Raw genomic sequence first — 14,708 nt, forward strand, 5'->3', positions numbered from 1 at the left:
CGCCTTTATTCCCTCCGACTGGAAACCAAGCATGACATCAGACATTTCAAAAGAGCTTGAAGCACGGTTTAAGCTTGCGCAAGACATTGCGCGCGAGGCTGGTGCGCTGGCACTCGATTACTTCAATCGCCGCGAGACGCTTGTGATTGAAATCAAGCGCGATCCGCAGGATGTGGTGTCCATTGCTGACCGCAATGTCGAGCAGCTGATTAACGAGCGCGTTTCGGCAGCTTTCAGCGACGATGGCTTTCTGGGTGAAGAATATGGGCTGAATGCAGGTAGCTCAGGCTTTACATGGGTGGTCGATCCGATCGATGGCACCAGCCCGTTCGTCAATGGAATGCCGAACTGGTGTGTTTCCATTGCGGTTCTCAAGGATGGCGAGCCAGTCATTGGTGTTATTCAGGCACCTTGTTTTGATGAGCTTTACGCATCGGCTAAGGGGCAGGGTGCAACGCTTAATGGCAAGAAACTGACACTTGACCCGTCCCGCAACATTCGCAACTCGGTGACAGGCATCGGCGCGAATAATTATGTCACGCCGCAAGTGGTTGCAAAAATTGTAGAAGACCTGCTTGAAGCGGGTGGCACATTCATCCGCAACGGCTCAGGCGCGCTTATGATTGCTTATGTCGCGGCCGGTCGTCTGGTTGGCTATTATGAGCCTTACATGCACGCATGGGATTGCATGGCCGGTTTCTGCCTCGTCAAGGAAGCGGGCGGCTATGCGCATCCATTTCCAACGGAAGGTGAGCAACTGACCAAGGGCAACAAGGTGTTTGTAGCTGCGCCCGGTGCAATTGATGATCTGAAAAAGGTTGCAAAGCTGTAAATGAAAAGGCCCTGCGTTTGCAGGACCCGGTCATCTATAGAATAGCAATTTCAGCTTGAAAATTGCCGCTTCCGTGCAAACTATTTAGTCCGGCAGCGGCCCGTTTTTGTGGTTTCTTTATCACCGTCATCATAAGCGATGCCAATTTTCTCGCCGGCTAAAGATGAAATCGTGCCACGATACCAATCGCCTGCACCTTTATAGTTGCACTCGACTTTCGTGCCAATTTTCCAGTCATAAGGACGAACCGCGCTAATGCTGACACTCTCACGATCGCCATCGTCATAACGAACAGTAATTTTATCACCCTGCAACTTTTCAATAACGCCCGGAAACCAGCAACCAGCTTTTTTGTAATTTCCAAGCACCCAATCGCCCACCGTCTGTGCACTAGCACCGTAAGCAGTGGACAACAAAACGCCTGCCGCCAACAGCATCGAAGTCATAATTTTCATAACGTGCCCCTCGGGATATCCCCATGCTAGCCCCCAAATAGACTCAGCAACGCTAATTTATAGGACCTTGCTGAAAGCGCCATGAAGATTTAGCACTGTTTAAAATACAGGCGAACGCATCCTGTCCATAACTTTCTCAAGATGGATGACCCGCTTAACTCAGATGAATGTCTATGAGTTGCGCAGAAAATCTCGGACGCGCAGCCGCCCCCGCTAGCCCTGCATATGCGAGGCATTTTTTATGCGGATGGGTTGTCGCGTTTATAAATCCAATCATGATCCGGGTGGTTCTTGAACCGCCATTTGCGGATGGGACCAGCCATGACGTTGAGGTAATACATCTCGTAGCCATAAGGCACGCCGCAAGGATGGTGTCCCTCTGGCACGAGAACGACATCACCGTCAGAGACGGCCATGGTTTCATCGAGACTGCCATCTTCGGTAAAGACCCGCTGAATACCATAGCCCTGCGATGGGTTGAGGCGATGATAATAGGTTTCTTCCAGATAGGTCATATCAGGGAAATTATCTTCATCGTGCCGGTGCGGCGGATAAGATGACCAGTTGCCCTGCGGAGTAAAGACTTCCGTCACAAGCAGGCTGTCGGCCACATCGCGGCCTTCCATGGCAATGTTGAAGATGTTGCGGGTGTTGGCACCTTGTCCACGCGTATCGAATGTCAGGCCTTCCGGTCCGATTTTTTGTGCCTTGCGGCCCGGTTTGCCAGGTGCTGTGCAAACAGCAAGCACGCAATCCGTTGTCGCAACGGCATCCCAATCGCTCTCAGCTGGCACATAGAGGCAATGCGGGGCGAGTTTCTCAAACACGCTCATCCGCTCGCCCATTTCACCGAAATCCTCACCGGAGGCTTTGAGCTTTGCTTTGCCCTCGACCAGAACCAGAATGACTTCTCGGTCACCGGTTTTCTCCGTTGCGGTTTCACCAGCTTTCAGACGATAGAGGCCAAAGCCGACATAACCCCAATTGGCGCTTTCCGGCGTGATGTCGTGCACCTTGCCATGCGTGCCATTGGGTTTGCGTAACAGATTGGCCATTGCTCAGTCTCCTTTATCGAGTCCTGCTTCGTGCGCGAACGCCTTCAAAGACTTCAGCCCCAGCGACTGATATTCAAATGGATTGCGGACATCCGGGTCCTGCTCCGCTTCGATGACCAGCCAGCCCTGATATCCATGTTCAGCAGCAACCTTGAGCACCGGCACAAAGTCGACACCGCCTTCATGATCACCTGGAACAGTGAAAACACCGCGACGCACACCTTCGAGGAAAGACAGGCTTTGATCGCGTACTTCCGTCGCAATCGCCGGGCGCACATTCTTCGCATGGATGTGACGAACGCGGCCCATATGGTTCTTCGCAACGCGTTCCGGATTGCCGCCGCCAAACAGGCAATGGCCTGTGTCGAGCAGTAGCTTGGTGTGAGGCCCGGTATGCTTCATGAGAAGATCGATCTCGTCTTCGCTTTGAACAATCGTGCCCATGTGATGATGGTAGACGAGTGCGATACCTTGTGCTGAGGCATATTCGGCTAGTGCTTCAACGCCTGCGCCAAAAGCCTCCCAGCGGGCTTCTTCCAGAACGGGACGCTCAGAAAGCGGCTTATCGTCATCGCCGTGAATGGCGTTCGACGTTTCGCAAACAATGATGACTTTGCAGCCCATTGCCTTCAGAAGATCAAGCGCTGGCTGCATAGCAGCCTTCTCGTCTTCGACCGAACTGGTCAACAGATTGAGTGAATGCCAGCCAGATACAAAGTGCAGATTGCGTGGTTCGAGTACTGCTTTAAGTTCGCGTGCTACCTGCGGAAATTTATGACCTTTTTCTATTCCGTCAAAGCCGATCTTTGAAGTCTCGTCTAGGCATTGATCAAGGCTTATATGCGCGCCGAGGCTGCGATCATCATCGTTCGACCAGGCAATCGGGTTGGTGCCATAGAGGATCATCGGTCAGTTTCTTTCTTTGATCTGGGCTTCATAATTTTCGCGTGCGGCACGCACTTCTTTGCGTTCCGATACTTCTGGCACTGCCACATCCCACCACCAGCCGCCAGTTTCAGGCGTTGGATAAGGATCGGTATCGATGACGATCACGGTCGTGCGCGGACTGTTGCGAGCCTCGGCAAGTGCATCTTCGAGCTCGCGGACTGAGCCAACCTTTTTGCTATCCGCACCCATCGCACTAGCATGGGCTGCGAAGTCGATATTGGATGGGTTCACATGGGTTGTGTGGTCGAGGAGGTTGTTAAATTCAGCGCCGCCCGTTGCCATCTGCAACCGGTTGATGCAGCCATAGCCGCGATTATCGGTGAGGACGACGGTGATTTTGATGCCCATCGTCACTGAGGTGGCAAGCTCGGAATTGGCCATCATGTAAGAGCCATCGCCTATCATCACGATCACGTCGCGGTCCGGTTCAGCCATCTTGATGCCGAGGCCGCCCGCGATCTCATAGCCCATGCAGGAAAAGCCATATTCCATGTGATAGGACATGGGGCGACCGGCTTTCCAGAGCTGGTGCAATTCACCCGGCATGGTGCCAGCCGCGCACATGACGACGGTGTTTTCTTTTGATTGGCGCTGAACTGCGCCGATCACCTGCATGTCGGTGGGAAGCTGATTGGCATCACCAGGAGCTGCAGTGAAACGATCCGCTGCTTCAAACCAATGCGCTTTGAGCGTGTTGTCGAGAGTGCTGCGTTTATAGTCTTTAAGGCCATTAGAGAGCGTTATAAGCGCAATTTTTGCATCTGCAACGAGCGAAATTGCGGCATTCTTGTGGCTATCATATGGCTGAACATTGACCGAGAGCAGCTTTCGGCCCGGATGTTTGAACAATGCCCAAGAGCCGGTGGTGAAATCCTGAAAGCGTGTTCCCACCCCAATGACCAGATCGGCGCTTGCTGCAATTGCGTTTGCACTGTCTGCACCGGTAACGCCGACCGGCCCGAAATTGAGCGTATGATCCCACGGCAGAGCTGATTTGCCTGCCTGTGTTTCGATAACCGGAATATTGTGGGTTTCGGCAAAGCTTTTCAGCGCTTCATGGGCGCCTGAATAATGTACGCCACCGCCTGCAACGATAACCGGGGTCTTGGCAGCTTTGATTGCGGCAATTGCCGTTGCCAGCTCGTGTTCATCGGCTGGCGGTCGCCGCCAATGCCAAACCTTTGGCGCGAAGAACTCTTCCGGCCAGTCAAAGGCTTCTGCCTGCACGTCCTGACAGAAAGACAGCGTTACAGGCCCGCAATCGGCAGGATCGGTCATTGTGCGGAAGGCACGCGGCAGGGCGGTCAGAAGCTGTTCTGGACGGGTGATGCGATCAAAATAGCGGCTCACTGGGCGGAAACAGTCATTGACGGTCATGGTGCCGTCGTTGAAATCCTCGATCTGCTGTAGAACCGGATCAGGGCCGCGATTGGCGAAAACATCGCCGGGAATAAACAAAACCGGCAGGCGATTGACGTGAGCGAGAGCTGCTGCCGTCACCATATTGGTTGCACCGGGACCGATGGACGATGTTACGGCGCAGGCGCGTTTGCGGCCTAGCTGCTTGGTATAGGCAATGGCTGCGTGCGCCATAGTTTGTTCATTATGGCCGCGCCATGTAACGAGCTTATCGCGGATACCATGCAGCGCTTCGCCAAGCCCTGCCACATTGCCATGGCCGAAAATAGCCCAGACACCAGCAATGAAAGGTTCACCCTCCGGGGTCATCTGGTTGGCAATATAGCGCACAAGCGCCTGTGCGGCTGTCAGTCGAACGGTCTTCATCTTTCCTCCCGGCGGAAATCCGCATTCTCGCAAACTCAGAAGACAGGCCTCCACCTGTGCCAGAGATGCGCTTATTTCTGTCGCAGCCTATCCCAAAGATCGCAGAAACCGCGATAACGTTTTGCCATTTCAGCAACCGCGTCGGCGTCACTCATCTTGCCTGCGAGCCATTGGCGGGCAACATCACCCAGAATGGTGCGACCAATGGCGAAACCTTTAACGAGATCAAAGCCTGCCGCGACTTTAAGGCTTGCTTCAAGTTCTCTAGCAGGGGCATCAAGTCCCAGAACCACAATGCCGCGCGTATAAGGGTCGTTGCGAGTGATCGCGTCGCAAGCGTTGCTCCAAGCTTCTTTTGTCTTCAGCGGTTCGAGCTTCCACCAGTCTGGATAAACACCGATTTCATAAAAGCGTTCAATGACCGCGGCAGTGCTCAAGTCATCAATGGGTGCGACCTTGGACGGAATGATTTCCAGTAGAAACTCGAGACGGTTGCGACGAGCAGCCGTGAAAAGTCGCTTCACGGTGGCTTCCTGTTGTGCCTTTACGTCGGCGCTGTCATCAGGGTGATAGAAGCATAGAACCTTCACGACGTTTTCGACGGGCCATTCAACAAGGCCACCGCAATCGGGGCCGAGTTCAGGCTCAAGCTCCAAAGGGCGTGAGCTGGGCCACTCTGTTGGGCGTCCGATCCACAGGCCAGTGCCAGCAGCACGGTAAAGCGCATCGCGTCCAAGACGACCATCGCAAAGAATGCCATAGCCATTTTCTCCGCCTGAAACCTCTAATGCAGCATTCAGGCATAATTCCTTGAATTCACCAATCTTTTCATCGGTGGAACCGGTTTCCTGTGCCATTTCTTCAAGCTGAATACGGTGGTCAAAAGCGAAGACGCGCATATGCGGCCATTCACGATTACGATTTGTGGACCAGTGTACCTGTTCAAGCGCCAGATCTTTACGCAGCGCCTTGTCGCGAATGCCGGTCTTGAAGAAATATTGCAGCTCTTCCCAGCTTGGATAAGCAGGTGTGCAGCCATGACGCGACACTGCAAAGGCACCGCATGCATTGGCGAACTTCAGGCTGGTTGGCCAATCTTCACCCTTGAGCCAACCGCGCAACAGGCCAGACATGAAGCCGTCACCTGCGCCAAGCACGTTGAACACTTCGATCGGAAAGCCCTGTCCAGATTGTCCCTTGTCGAGATTGTCGGGAATTTCGCCGTCAAAGACGACAGCGCCGAGTGAGCCGCGTTTGCAGACAAGCGCTGCCTGCGTCACTTTGCGGACGGCTTTCAATGCTTCAAGCGTATCGGTAGAGCCGCCTGCAATGTGAAATTCTTCTTCGGTGCCGACAATGAGATCAAAGAGATGCAGCGTCGATTGCAGTTTGGTGGTGACAGAAGCGGACTCGATAAAGCGGTTCTCACCATCGCCATGCCCGGAGAGTCCCCAGAGGTTGGGGCGATAATCGATATCAAGCACGGTACGGCTATTATTTTCGCGGGCAAGCTTGAGTGCCTTGATGACAGCCGCTTCGGTGCGCGGATGCGATAGATGTGTGCCGGTAGCTAACACACAACCAGCCTCGGCGATGAAATCGGGATCGATATCGTCTTCGCAAAGCGCCATGTCAGCGCAGTTTTCGCGGTAGAAGATCAGCGGGAAATGTTCCTGATCGCGAATACCGAGAATGACAAGTGCTGTCAGGCGCTGTGGATCGGTGACGATGCCGCGTGTATCTACGCCTTCACGTGCGAGTTCGCGCAACAGAAAGCGCCCCATATGTTCATCACCCACGCGGGTAATGAGTGCCGATTTAAGGCCCAGTCGCGCAGTGCCAGTCGCAATATTGGTAGGAGAGCCGCCGACATATTTGTTGAAGGATGACATCTCTTCGAGAAGGCCGCCAACCTGTGCACCGTAAAGATCCACCGAAGATCGGCCAATCGTAATCAAATCCAGCCGCTTCATTAAAGTCCTCCCTCGGCGCATGCTTTTATCAGAGCGCCGCACGTCAGAAAGGACGCACAAAGGACGCTCTAACTCTTTATGATCTACGCATCGTGCTTTCCAAAAATCTGAATCGACTTTTGGGCCGATGCGGTAGCCCGGAAAGGCTGCCTGGGACTCACGACACGCAGTAGCCATTCTATTTCTGATTAAAATGGATTTATTATTCCATTTCAACCGAAAAATAGAATGCCGATTAAATATTAAGACTGCTGCTCTGTGCCGACAGCGACAGCAAGCGTAATGGCAAGACACAGCGTTGCGGAAAGAGAACGGAAAGCACCGAAATCAACTTCAGAGACAAGCAGCGACTGGTTGGCAAACTTACTCATTGGGCTGACAATTGTGTCTGTTATCGCAACGACGTCTATGCCTCGTTCACTCGCGTTTTCTGCCATGGCAATGGTTTCTGGCGAGTAGGGCGAGAACGAAATCGCGAGCAGCACATCGCCTTTGCGGATAGCGTGTTGGTTTTCCAGCTTGCCAACGGTACTGTGAAGCATTGCCGGAACCTGCATCTTTTCAAGCGCATAGGCCAGATAGCTCGCAACCGGAAATGCGCGACGAACACCAATAATATGGATGGTTTCGGCATTCGCCAGCAGTTTGACGGCCTTTTCAAGTGCGTCGGGTTCAATCGTCTTCAGAAGGCCTTCAAGCGATGTGCGTCCGGCTTCTGCGAATTCGGCCAACAAGGCAGGGGCGCTGCCCGCTGCTGTTTCGCGTAAATGCTCAAGGCGCGTGGAATAATCGGGCCAACCGCCAGCATAGGAGTCGCGAAAAAGTTTCTGCATTTCCGAAAAGCCGGAAAAGCCCAATATCTGACAAAAGCGCATGAAGGCCGAACTTTGAACGCCTGCACCTTCTGCCATTTCCGCGACCGTCGAGACAGCGATGCGGTCCTGATTGGCAGCAACAAAATCGGCGCATTGTTTGAGACGTTTTGGCAATCGGTCTGCCACTTCGAGCAGTCTCGCTTCAAATTCTTTGACATTCGTCGGGGCTGGCACACTGGCGGAAGTATCGGCTTGTGCTGCAACAGCTTGTTCGGTGTCCATTGCCATCCTTTCAGAAACGTTCTCTTGACATCCCATATATCACAATCTAGCAAAATAGAATAAATATTCCATTGCGCTTTGCATCCGTGAAATAATCAGGAAATGCGCAGAACGGAATAGAGAATCTGTTTTGTCGGTCAATCGTCGTTGGCCGTTTTGGGAGGATGAAGGCAATGGTTACACGTCTTGCTCTGCTTGGCGCTGGTCGTATCGGAAAAGTACATGCGGGCGCAATCGCTTCCGACAAGAGGGCTCAACTGATTGCGGTGGCTGATGCCAATCAGGACGCAGCGCGTGCAATTGCCGATGCGGCTGGTGCGGAAGTTCGTACAATCGACGAGATTGAAAAGTCGACGGATGTGGACGCTGTGCTGATCTGCACGCCAACCAACACACATGCTGATCTGATTGAACGTTTTTCGCGCGCCGGTAAGGCTGTTTTCTGCGAAAAGCCGATTGATCTCAATATCGAGCGCGTGCGGACTTGCCTCGGCGTCATCAAGGAAACTGGCGGCAAGGTCATGCTTGGTTTTAATCGCCGTTTTGATCCGCATTTTGCCGCTGTCCGCAAGGCGATCAATGATGGCCGTATCGGCAAGGTCGAAATGGTGACAATCACCAGCCGCGATCCGGGTGCTCCGCCTGCGGAATATATCAAGGTATCGGGCGGCATCTTCCGCGACATGACCATCCATGATTTTGACATGGCGCGTTTTCTGCTCGGCGAAGAAATTGCAACGGTGTCTGCGTCTGCTTCGGTTCTGGTGGACCCAAAGATCAGTGAACTCGGCGACTTCGACAGTGCCAGCGTCATCCTGACCACCGCGTCGGGTCGTCAGTGCGTGATTTCCAATTCGCGCCGTGCATCATATGGTTATGACCAGCGCATTGAAGTGCATGGTTCGGAAGGCGCTGTCTCGGCTGAAAACCAGCGCCCTGTTTCCATTGAAATAGCATCGAAGGATGGCTATACACGCCCACCGTTGCATGATTTCTTCATGACGCGCTATACGGATGCGTATGCTGCCGAAATTGCAGCTTTCATCGATGCTATTGATAGTGGCAAGGCACCGACGCCTTCGGCTGAAGACGGTTTGCAGGCTTTGGCGCTTGCGGAAGCAGCTCTTCTTTCTGTCAAAGAAGGTCGAACCGTGAAAGTTGCGGAAGTTCTGGCTTAAGCATTCATTTTCATTTGCCTTTCTCTGCGATCGACTGCGATATGCGGGACATGGCTTATGAAATCGACAAGCTGCCGCTCGAAGAGTTTTTTGTGCCGGTGGCGAATGCCACGGCTGCACTGACTAGACTTGACGAGCGGCTTGCACGATCTCCGATCCGCGATGGAATGCTTGAGCGCATGCATATGCATGATGCCGTTGCATCCATGTGGCTTGAGGGTGAACTGGTGCATCTCGAAGATCTCGTGCTGCATGATGCGCTCATGGACACGCGCACACCGAGCCACGCGCTGACGATTGCGCATTCCGTGTTGCGTTTGAGACGTCAGATTTTTGGCCGAGCACCGGGTTGGGCGTTGAGTACTGCAGGGATGCAGCAGGTTCTCGGACGGAATATTGACGTTCGCAGCGAAGAAGGGCGTGACTATAGTCAACGGGAAGACGATGAGAGCGATCCTCTTCTCGATGATGTAGATGCCTTGCTGGCGCGTACCGATGCTCTGCTGAAAGGCATCGTCAAAGAGCAACCCAAACTACAGCCAGTTGACGCGGATTCGCTTCTTTACGACGACGATTGGGATAGCGATGCCCGCCTGCAGGAGTGGCGCGATCTTTTTGCCAGAACGGCTCACTTCCCGCCACTTTTACGCGCCGCACTGATGCATGACGCATGGTATTCACTCGAAGTCGTGCAGCGATCAAACTGGATCGGTCGGCTACTTGCTGCCGCATATTTGCGCCAGTCGGGCATTGCTGCCAATCATTTGCCCGCGCTCAATATCGGTCTTCGCACAAAAAGGCCTGATGAACGGCGTTCAACCAACCGATTGGCGCGGCTTAAGACGTTTTTGGCGGCGATAGAAGAAGCTGTCGAAATGAGCATGAAAGAACATGACCGTTTAATGCTTGCGCGTGAACAGATGCAACGCAAGCTTAAGGGCCGTCGTTCCAATTCGCGGTTGCCGCAACTTGTGGATATGATGATGCGCAGCCCACTGGTTTCAAGCCAGATGGTTGAGAAAGAACTGGAGGTTACGCAGCAGGGCGCGCTGAAGCTGATTTCCGATCTCAATCTGCGGGAGATAACCGGGCGCGGACGGTTTCGCGCCTGGGGCATTCTGTAATTTACTTCTTCATGCAGTGATTTCGCAGATGGTTGGCAAATAGCTGGTATTCATTGCGCCGGGCCGCATTGGCGCGCCATGCTAAGGCGAGGGAGCGGAAATTATTCTGTCCTTCGTAAGGGACAATACTGATTTCACTGCCGCGTGTGACACCTGCCTTGATCGCGACCTCCGGCAACAGCGTTACTCCCATGCCGAATTCTACCAGCTGGACCAGCGTCATGATGCTTGTTGCATGAACATCACCAGCAGCATGTGCGGGCTTCGAACCGATAGCTGCCATCACATGTTCCCGCAGACAGTGACCGGTTTCAAGCAAGAGAAACGGCTGATCCTGCAAGTCGCTGGCATCAATTCTATCGCGATTCGCAAGGGCGTGGTCTCTGCGCACGGCCAGAAAAAACGGGTCCTTGCCAATCTCTGCGACCTCAAAGTCATCGAGATCATAGGGATGAGCGACCAGCGCCACATCTAGCGTTCCAGAACGAAGGCTGTCGAGGAGAGTGCGGGTCAGACCTTCGCGAACGCTTAATTGCAGCTCGGGGAATGCCTGCGCAGTCGTGGGCAGTACCTTTGGCAGCAGGAAAGGGGCAATAGAGGGGATAACACCCAGTCGAAGACGCGTCGTCAGCGGGCGTTCGGCCTGCTTTGCATGTTCCGGCAATTCTTCAATGGAGGCCACAATCTCGCGTGCACGGTTGAGGAAATCTTCTCCGGCAGGCAGCAATTGCATTCGCCGCCCAGTGCGATCAATCAGGGTAACGCCAATCTCGGCTTCGAGCGTCTGAATGGCCGCGCTTAAGGTGGATTGAGTGACACCAACTGCCTCGGCTGCGCGCGAGAAAGAGCCCGCTTTGACAAGGGCTATAAAATAGTGGAGTTGACGAACACTGATATTGAGCATGGTCTTCAGTCTGAAACTTATCCCCATCGTTAAAATCGATGGATTGGATCGTTTTAATCGCTTTGACCGATTGATTTAGAGTGCCTATATATGACTCGCAAGCAGTTAGTTCTGAAATTTCTGAATTTTCTGCATAACAACGAATTTACAGGCAGGTATGAGATGCTCGGTATCGGTGACAAGCTTCCTTCTTTCAAAGTAACTGGCGTTAAGCCTGGCTTCAACTTCCACGAAGAAAACGGCGTTTCGGCTTTTGAAGAAGTTACCGAAGCAAGCTTCGAAGGAAAGTGGAAGGTCATCTTCTTCTACCCTAAGGACTTCACTTTCGTCTGCCCAACCGAAATTGCTGAATTCGCACGTCTGGCTTCGGATTTCGAAGACCGTGACGCAGTTGTTCTCGGTGGTTCGACCGACAACGAATTCGTGAAGCTCGCATGGCGTCGCGATCACAAGGACCTCGACAAGCTGCCAATCTGGTCGTTTGCTGACACCAACGGTTCGCTGGTTGACGGCCTCGGCGTTCGTTCGCCGGATGGCGTTGCTTACCGCTATACCTTCGTTGTCGATCCGGATAACACCATCCAGCACGTTTACGCAACCAACCTCAATGTTGGCCGCGCTCCTAAAGACACGCTGCGCGTTCTCGACGCTCTGCAGACTGATGAGCTTTGCCCATGCAACCGCGAAGTCGGTGGCGAAACGCTCAAGGCTGCTTAAACGGCCAAAATGATCTGAGACAAGGCGGGTTAAGGCCCGCCTTTTGTTTATCTAATACACAAAATGACAAATAATGAGGGTTCCATGTCCATTGATGATCTGAAGTCAAAAATCCCGGATTTCGCCAAGGATGTTCGTCTCAACCTTTCTTCCATGGCGAGCGACGAAACGCTGACGCCACAGCAGAAATACGGCCTGTTCATTGCCTGCGGTATTGCTTCGCGCAATGCGGATGTGCGCAAGGCGCTGGTTGCTGAAGCAGCTGGTAAGGTTGATGCGAGTGTTGTGCAGGCTGCAAAGTCGGCTGCATCGATCATGGGCATGAACAATGTCTATTATCGCTTCGTGCATCTTGCCACCAACAAGGATTACCGCACCATGCCAGCCAAGCTGCGCATGAACGTTATCGGCAATCCAGGCGTGGACAAAGTCGATTTTGAACTGTGGTCGCTCGCTGTTTCAGCAATCAATGGCTGTGGGATGTGCATCGATGCGCATGAAGACGTCTTGCGCAAAGCAAATGTGACAACCGAAGTGATCCAGACCGCTGCGCGGTTCGCGTCGATCATCCAGTCGGTTGCTATTGCTCTGGAAGCTGCTGACACCGAATAAGGTTCAGTCGAACCTACATAAAACAAAAGCCCGCGTGGATCGCTCCTCGCGGGCTTTTTATTGGCAGTCGCGAGGTTTATTCGCCGCGCTTGAACGAAATGAATGCAAAGCCAATCAACGAAATGACAGCCGCAGCAGTCATGTAATAGCCGACATAGGCGAAGCTATAATGGGTTGCGAGCCAAGTTGCGATGTAAGGTGCAACCGATGCGCCGAGAATACCTGCCAGATTGAAGGTAAGCGAAGCGCCGGTATAGCGAACCGAGGTCGGGAATGGTTCAGCAAGAGCTGCGCCAATTGGACCATAAGTCAGACCCATCAGGCCAAAGCCGATAATGAGGAACGCGAGAACGCCGGCAGTTCCGCTGAGGAAAAGCGGAGCCATGATGAACCCGTAGAGGCCGATCAGGACCGTGACAACGATCATCACAGGACGCATACCGTACTTATCGGAAAGCAGCGCTGCAATTGGGATGGTGAGGCCGAAGAAGATCACCCCAACCATCTGCAGGATGAGGAACTGTTCACGGCTATAGCCGAGCGCACGCGTACCCCAACCGAGCGAGAACACGGTCATCAGATAGAACAGAACGAAGGTTGCAACAGCACCGATGGTGCCGAGGAACAGGCTCGCCTTGTACTTCTTGAAAAGCGTTGCGACTGGAACTTCAACGCGTTCAGCCTTGTCGATTGCCTTCTGAAATTCTGGTGTTTCAGCAATCTTCAGACGAATGAAGAGGCCAACACCAACCAGAAGAGCACTGGCGATGAAAGGAATACGCCAGCCGAACGACATAAACTGTTCTTCGGTCAGCAGTTCAGCAAGGATAAGGAAAATACCTGTTGCGAGAATGAAGCCGACAGGCGCGCCGAGCTGCGGAAACATGCCGTACCAAGTACGTTTGCCTTCCGGCGCGTTTTCGGTTGCGAGCAAAACAGCACCGCCCCATTCGCCACCAAGGCCAAGACCCTGACCCAGACGGCAGAGAGCAAGCAAGAGAGCCGCCCATACGCCGATGGATTCATAGGTTGGCAGGAAGCCGATTGCGACTGTGGAAATACCCATCGTCATAAGGGCAGCGACGAGCGTTGCCTTACGGCCAACCTTATCACCGAAGTGGCCGAACAACGCACCGCCGATCGGGCGTGCAAAGAAGGCAATTGCGAATGTTGCTAAGGACTGGAGCAGTGCCGAGTTACCGTCACTTGCCGGGAAAAAGAGGTGCGGAAATACGATTACCGCGGCGGTGGCATAAATATAAAAGTCAAAGAATTCGATTGTTGTGCCGATCATGCTCGCGGCCAGAACGCGGCGCGCAGAATTTTTCTTCGGAACAACTGCTTGAGCGACAGTCATTGTTTCATATCCATATTTGTGGGCTGTACGTTTTGGGGGAAAGCCCGAGATACTGCCTTCTTAGTGCCACAAAATATGAAACCGCAAGCTTAAAAGGGCTTTCGCGTAATTTTCTGATTTCGATTGTGCTGTTTTCGAAACAAAATGAATGCACTACGTAGTTTCAAGGAAAAGAACCAGGGCCTTTTAATTGCCTTAAGGCAGCCTTAAGCTGATTTCCGCAACTTGGAATCACGATGACTGCACAGTCTTTCAGATACGGCATTATTGGCATGAATTTTCGCAAGCACTCTGTTTTGCGAATGCCTTCCCGTATGTTGATTGCTCTATTCTCGTTGCTGTTTCTGGTTTCAACGCAGCTTTGTTATGCCATGGCACATGATTTGCCACAGACTATTGCTTTCACCGATTGTCACACGACTGCGCAAGTTGGCAAACATGATGGCGGGCATTCTACGCCGACTGACCATGGCAAGAAAGCGTCCGCCGCTTGTGTAATGATGAGCTGCGGCGGCATCATACAGCTCGCTTCGGATGTTGCACTTTTCACGCCTGATCAGGAGTTCGGCTTTCCCCCACGCGTTGCAACATTAAACAGTAGCGATCCATTTGGCGTGTTACGTCCTCCAATATCTTACCAGATCTGATCCTCCGAAACGCTGCCACTTCTC

General features: G+C 53.0%; 14 protein-coding genes. 6 read left to right on the forward strand and 8 right to left on the reverse strand.

Annotated features, from left to right (window positions below; genetic code table 11):
- The first annotated feature begins 31 nt into the window (after positions 1 to 31).
- Entirely contained in the window at positions 32 to 832 is an 801-nt protein-coding gene (locus QBD00_RS08440; protein ID WP_095444285.1) for an inositol monophosphatase family protein, read from the forward strand.
- Between the two features lie 80 nt (positions 833 to 912).
- On the opposite strand, the gene QBD00_RS08445 is transcribed toward QBD00_RS08440, so the two are convergent.
- From QBD00_RS08445 to QBD00_RS08470, 6 genes are all read right to left on the reverse strand, one after another.
- Positions 913 to 1,287 (reverse strand): tudor domain-containing protein, encoded by a 375-nt coding sequence (locus QBD00_RS08445; protein ID WP_318579185.1) that lies wholly within the window; start codon positions 1,285 to 1,287, stop codon positions 913 to 915.
- A 239-nt stretch (positions 1,288 to 1,526) separates the two neighbouring features.
- The gene (iolB, locus tag QBD00_RS08450) at positions 1,527 to 2,342 is read right to left on the reverse strand and encodes a 5-deoxy-glucuronate isomerase (RefSeq protein ID WP_318579186.1); all 816 of its coding nucleotides are present in this window, start codon (positions 2,340 to 2,342) and stop codon (positions 1,527 to 1,529) included.
- Positions 2,343 to 2,345: 3 nt separating this feature from the next.
- Positions 2,346 to 3,248 carry a myo-inosose-2 dehydratase gene (gene iolE / locus QBD00_RS08455; protein WP_318579187.1) on the reverse strand — a complete coding sequence of 301 codons (903 nt, stop codon included), beginning with the start codon at positions 3,246 to 3,248 and terminating at the stop codon, positions 2,346 to 2,348.
- A 3-nt stretch (positions 3,249 to 3,251) separates the two neighbouring features.
- The gene (iolD, locus tag QBD00_RS08460; protein WP_318579188.1) at positions 3,252 to 5,075 is read right to left on the reverse strand and encodes a 3D-(3,5/4)-trihydroxycyclohexane-1,2-dione acylhydrolase (decyclizing); all 1,824 of its coding nucleotides are present in this window, start codon (positions 5,073 to 5,075) and stop codon (positions 3,252 to 3,254) included.
- A 71-nt stretch (positions 5,076 to 5,146) separates the two neighbouring features.
- Positions 5,147 to 7,048 carry a bifunctional 5-dehydro-2-deoxygluconokinase/5-dehydro-2-deoxyphosphogluconate aldolase gene (locus tag QBD00_RS08465; protein ID WP_318579189.1) on the reverse strand — a complete coding sequence of 634 codons (1,902 nt, stop codon included), beginning with the start codon at positions 7,046 to 7,048 and terminating at the stop codon, positions 5,147 to 5,149.
- A gap of 242 nt (positions 7,049 to 7,290) precedes the next feature.
- Entirely contained in the window at positions 7,291 to 8,145 is an 855-nt protein-coding gene (locus tag QBD00_RS08470) for a MurR/RpiR family transcriptional regulator (protein ID WP_318579190.1), read from the reverse strand.
- A gap of 173 nt (positions 8,146 to 8,318) precedes the next feature.
- On the opposite strand from QBD00_RS08470, the gene iolG reads away from it, so the two are divergent.
- Positions 8,319 to 9,323: an inositol 2-dehydrogenase gene (gene iolG, locus QBD00_RS08475; protein WP_318579191.1), complete on the forward strand. Its 1,005-nt coding sequence runs from the start codon at positions 8,319 to 8,321 to the stop codon at positions 9,321 to 9,323.
- A gap of 50 nt (positions 9,324 to 9,373) precedes the next feature.
- On the forward strand, positions 9,374 to 10,447 hold the full coding sequence (locus tag QBD00_RS08480) for an RHE_PE00001 family protein (RefSeq protein WP_318579192.1): 1,074 nt from the start codon (positions 9,374 to 9,376) through the stop codon (positions 10,445 to 10,447).
- A gap of 1 nt (position 10,448) precedes the next feature.
- Here QBD00_RS08480 and QBD00_RS08485 read toward each other — a convergent pair whose 3' ends face one another.
- Positions 10,449 to 11,351: a hydrogen peroxide-inducible genes activator gene (locus tag QBD00_RS08485; RefSeq protein WP_191793320.1), complete on the reverse strand. Its 903-nt coding sequence runs from the start codon at positions 11,349 to 11,351 to the stop codon at positions 10,449 to 10,451.
- A 162-nt stretch (positions 11,352 to 11,513) separates the two neighbouring features.
- Here QBD00_RS08485 and QBD00_RS08490 point away from each other — a divergent pair, with 162 nt between their 5' ends.
- Together QBD00_RS08490 and QBD00_RS08495 are read left to right on the forward strand one after the other, a co-directional pair.
- Positions 11,514 to 12,068, forward strand: a complete 555-nt coding sequence (locus QBD00_RS08490) for a peroxiredoxin (RefSeq protein WP_024896329.1) — start codon at positions 11,514 to 11,516, stop codon at positions 12,066 to 12,068.
- An 84-nt stretch (positions 12,069 to 12,152) separates the two neighbouring features.
- Complete coding sequence (locus QBD00_RS08495) at positions 12,153 to 12,680, forward strand: carboxymuconolactone decarboxylase family protein (protein WP_095444295.1); 528 nt, start codon at positions 12,153 to 12,155, stop codon at positions 12,678 to 12,680.
- Between the two features lie 76 nt (positions 12,681 to 12,756).
- On the opposite strand, the gene QBD00_RS08500 is transcribed toward QBD00_RS08495, so the two are convergent.
- Positions 12,757 to 14,037, reverse strand: a complete 1,281-nt coding sequence (locus QBD00_RS08500; protein WP_151092094.1) for an MFS transporter — start codon at positions 14,035 to 14,037, stop codon at positions 12,757 to 12,759.
- Between the two features lie 236 nt (positions 14,038 to 14,273).
- Between QBD00_RS08500 and QBD00_RS08505 the strand changes: the two genes are divergently transcribed.
- Entirely contained in the window at positions 14,274 to 14,684 is a 411-nt protein-coding gene (locus tag QBD00_RS08505; RefSeq protein ID WP_235901766.1) for a hypothetical protein, read from the forward strand.
- Positions 14,685 to 14,708 lie beyond the last annotated feature (24 nt).

Source organism: Ochrobactrum sp. AN78 (assembly GCF_029909885.1).
Classification (GTDB): domain Bacteria; phylum Pseudomonadota; class Alphaproteobacteria; order Rhizobiales; family Rhizobiaceae; genus Brucella; species Brucella quorumnocens.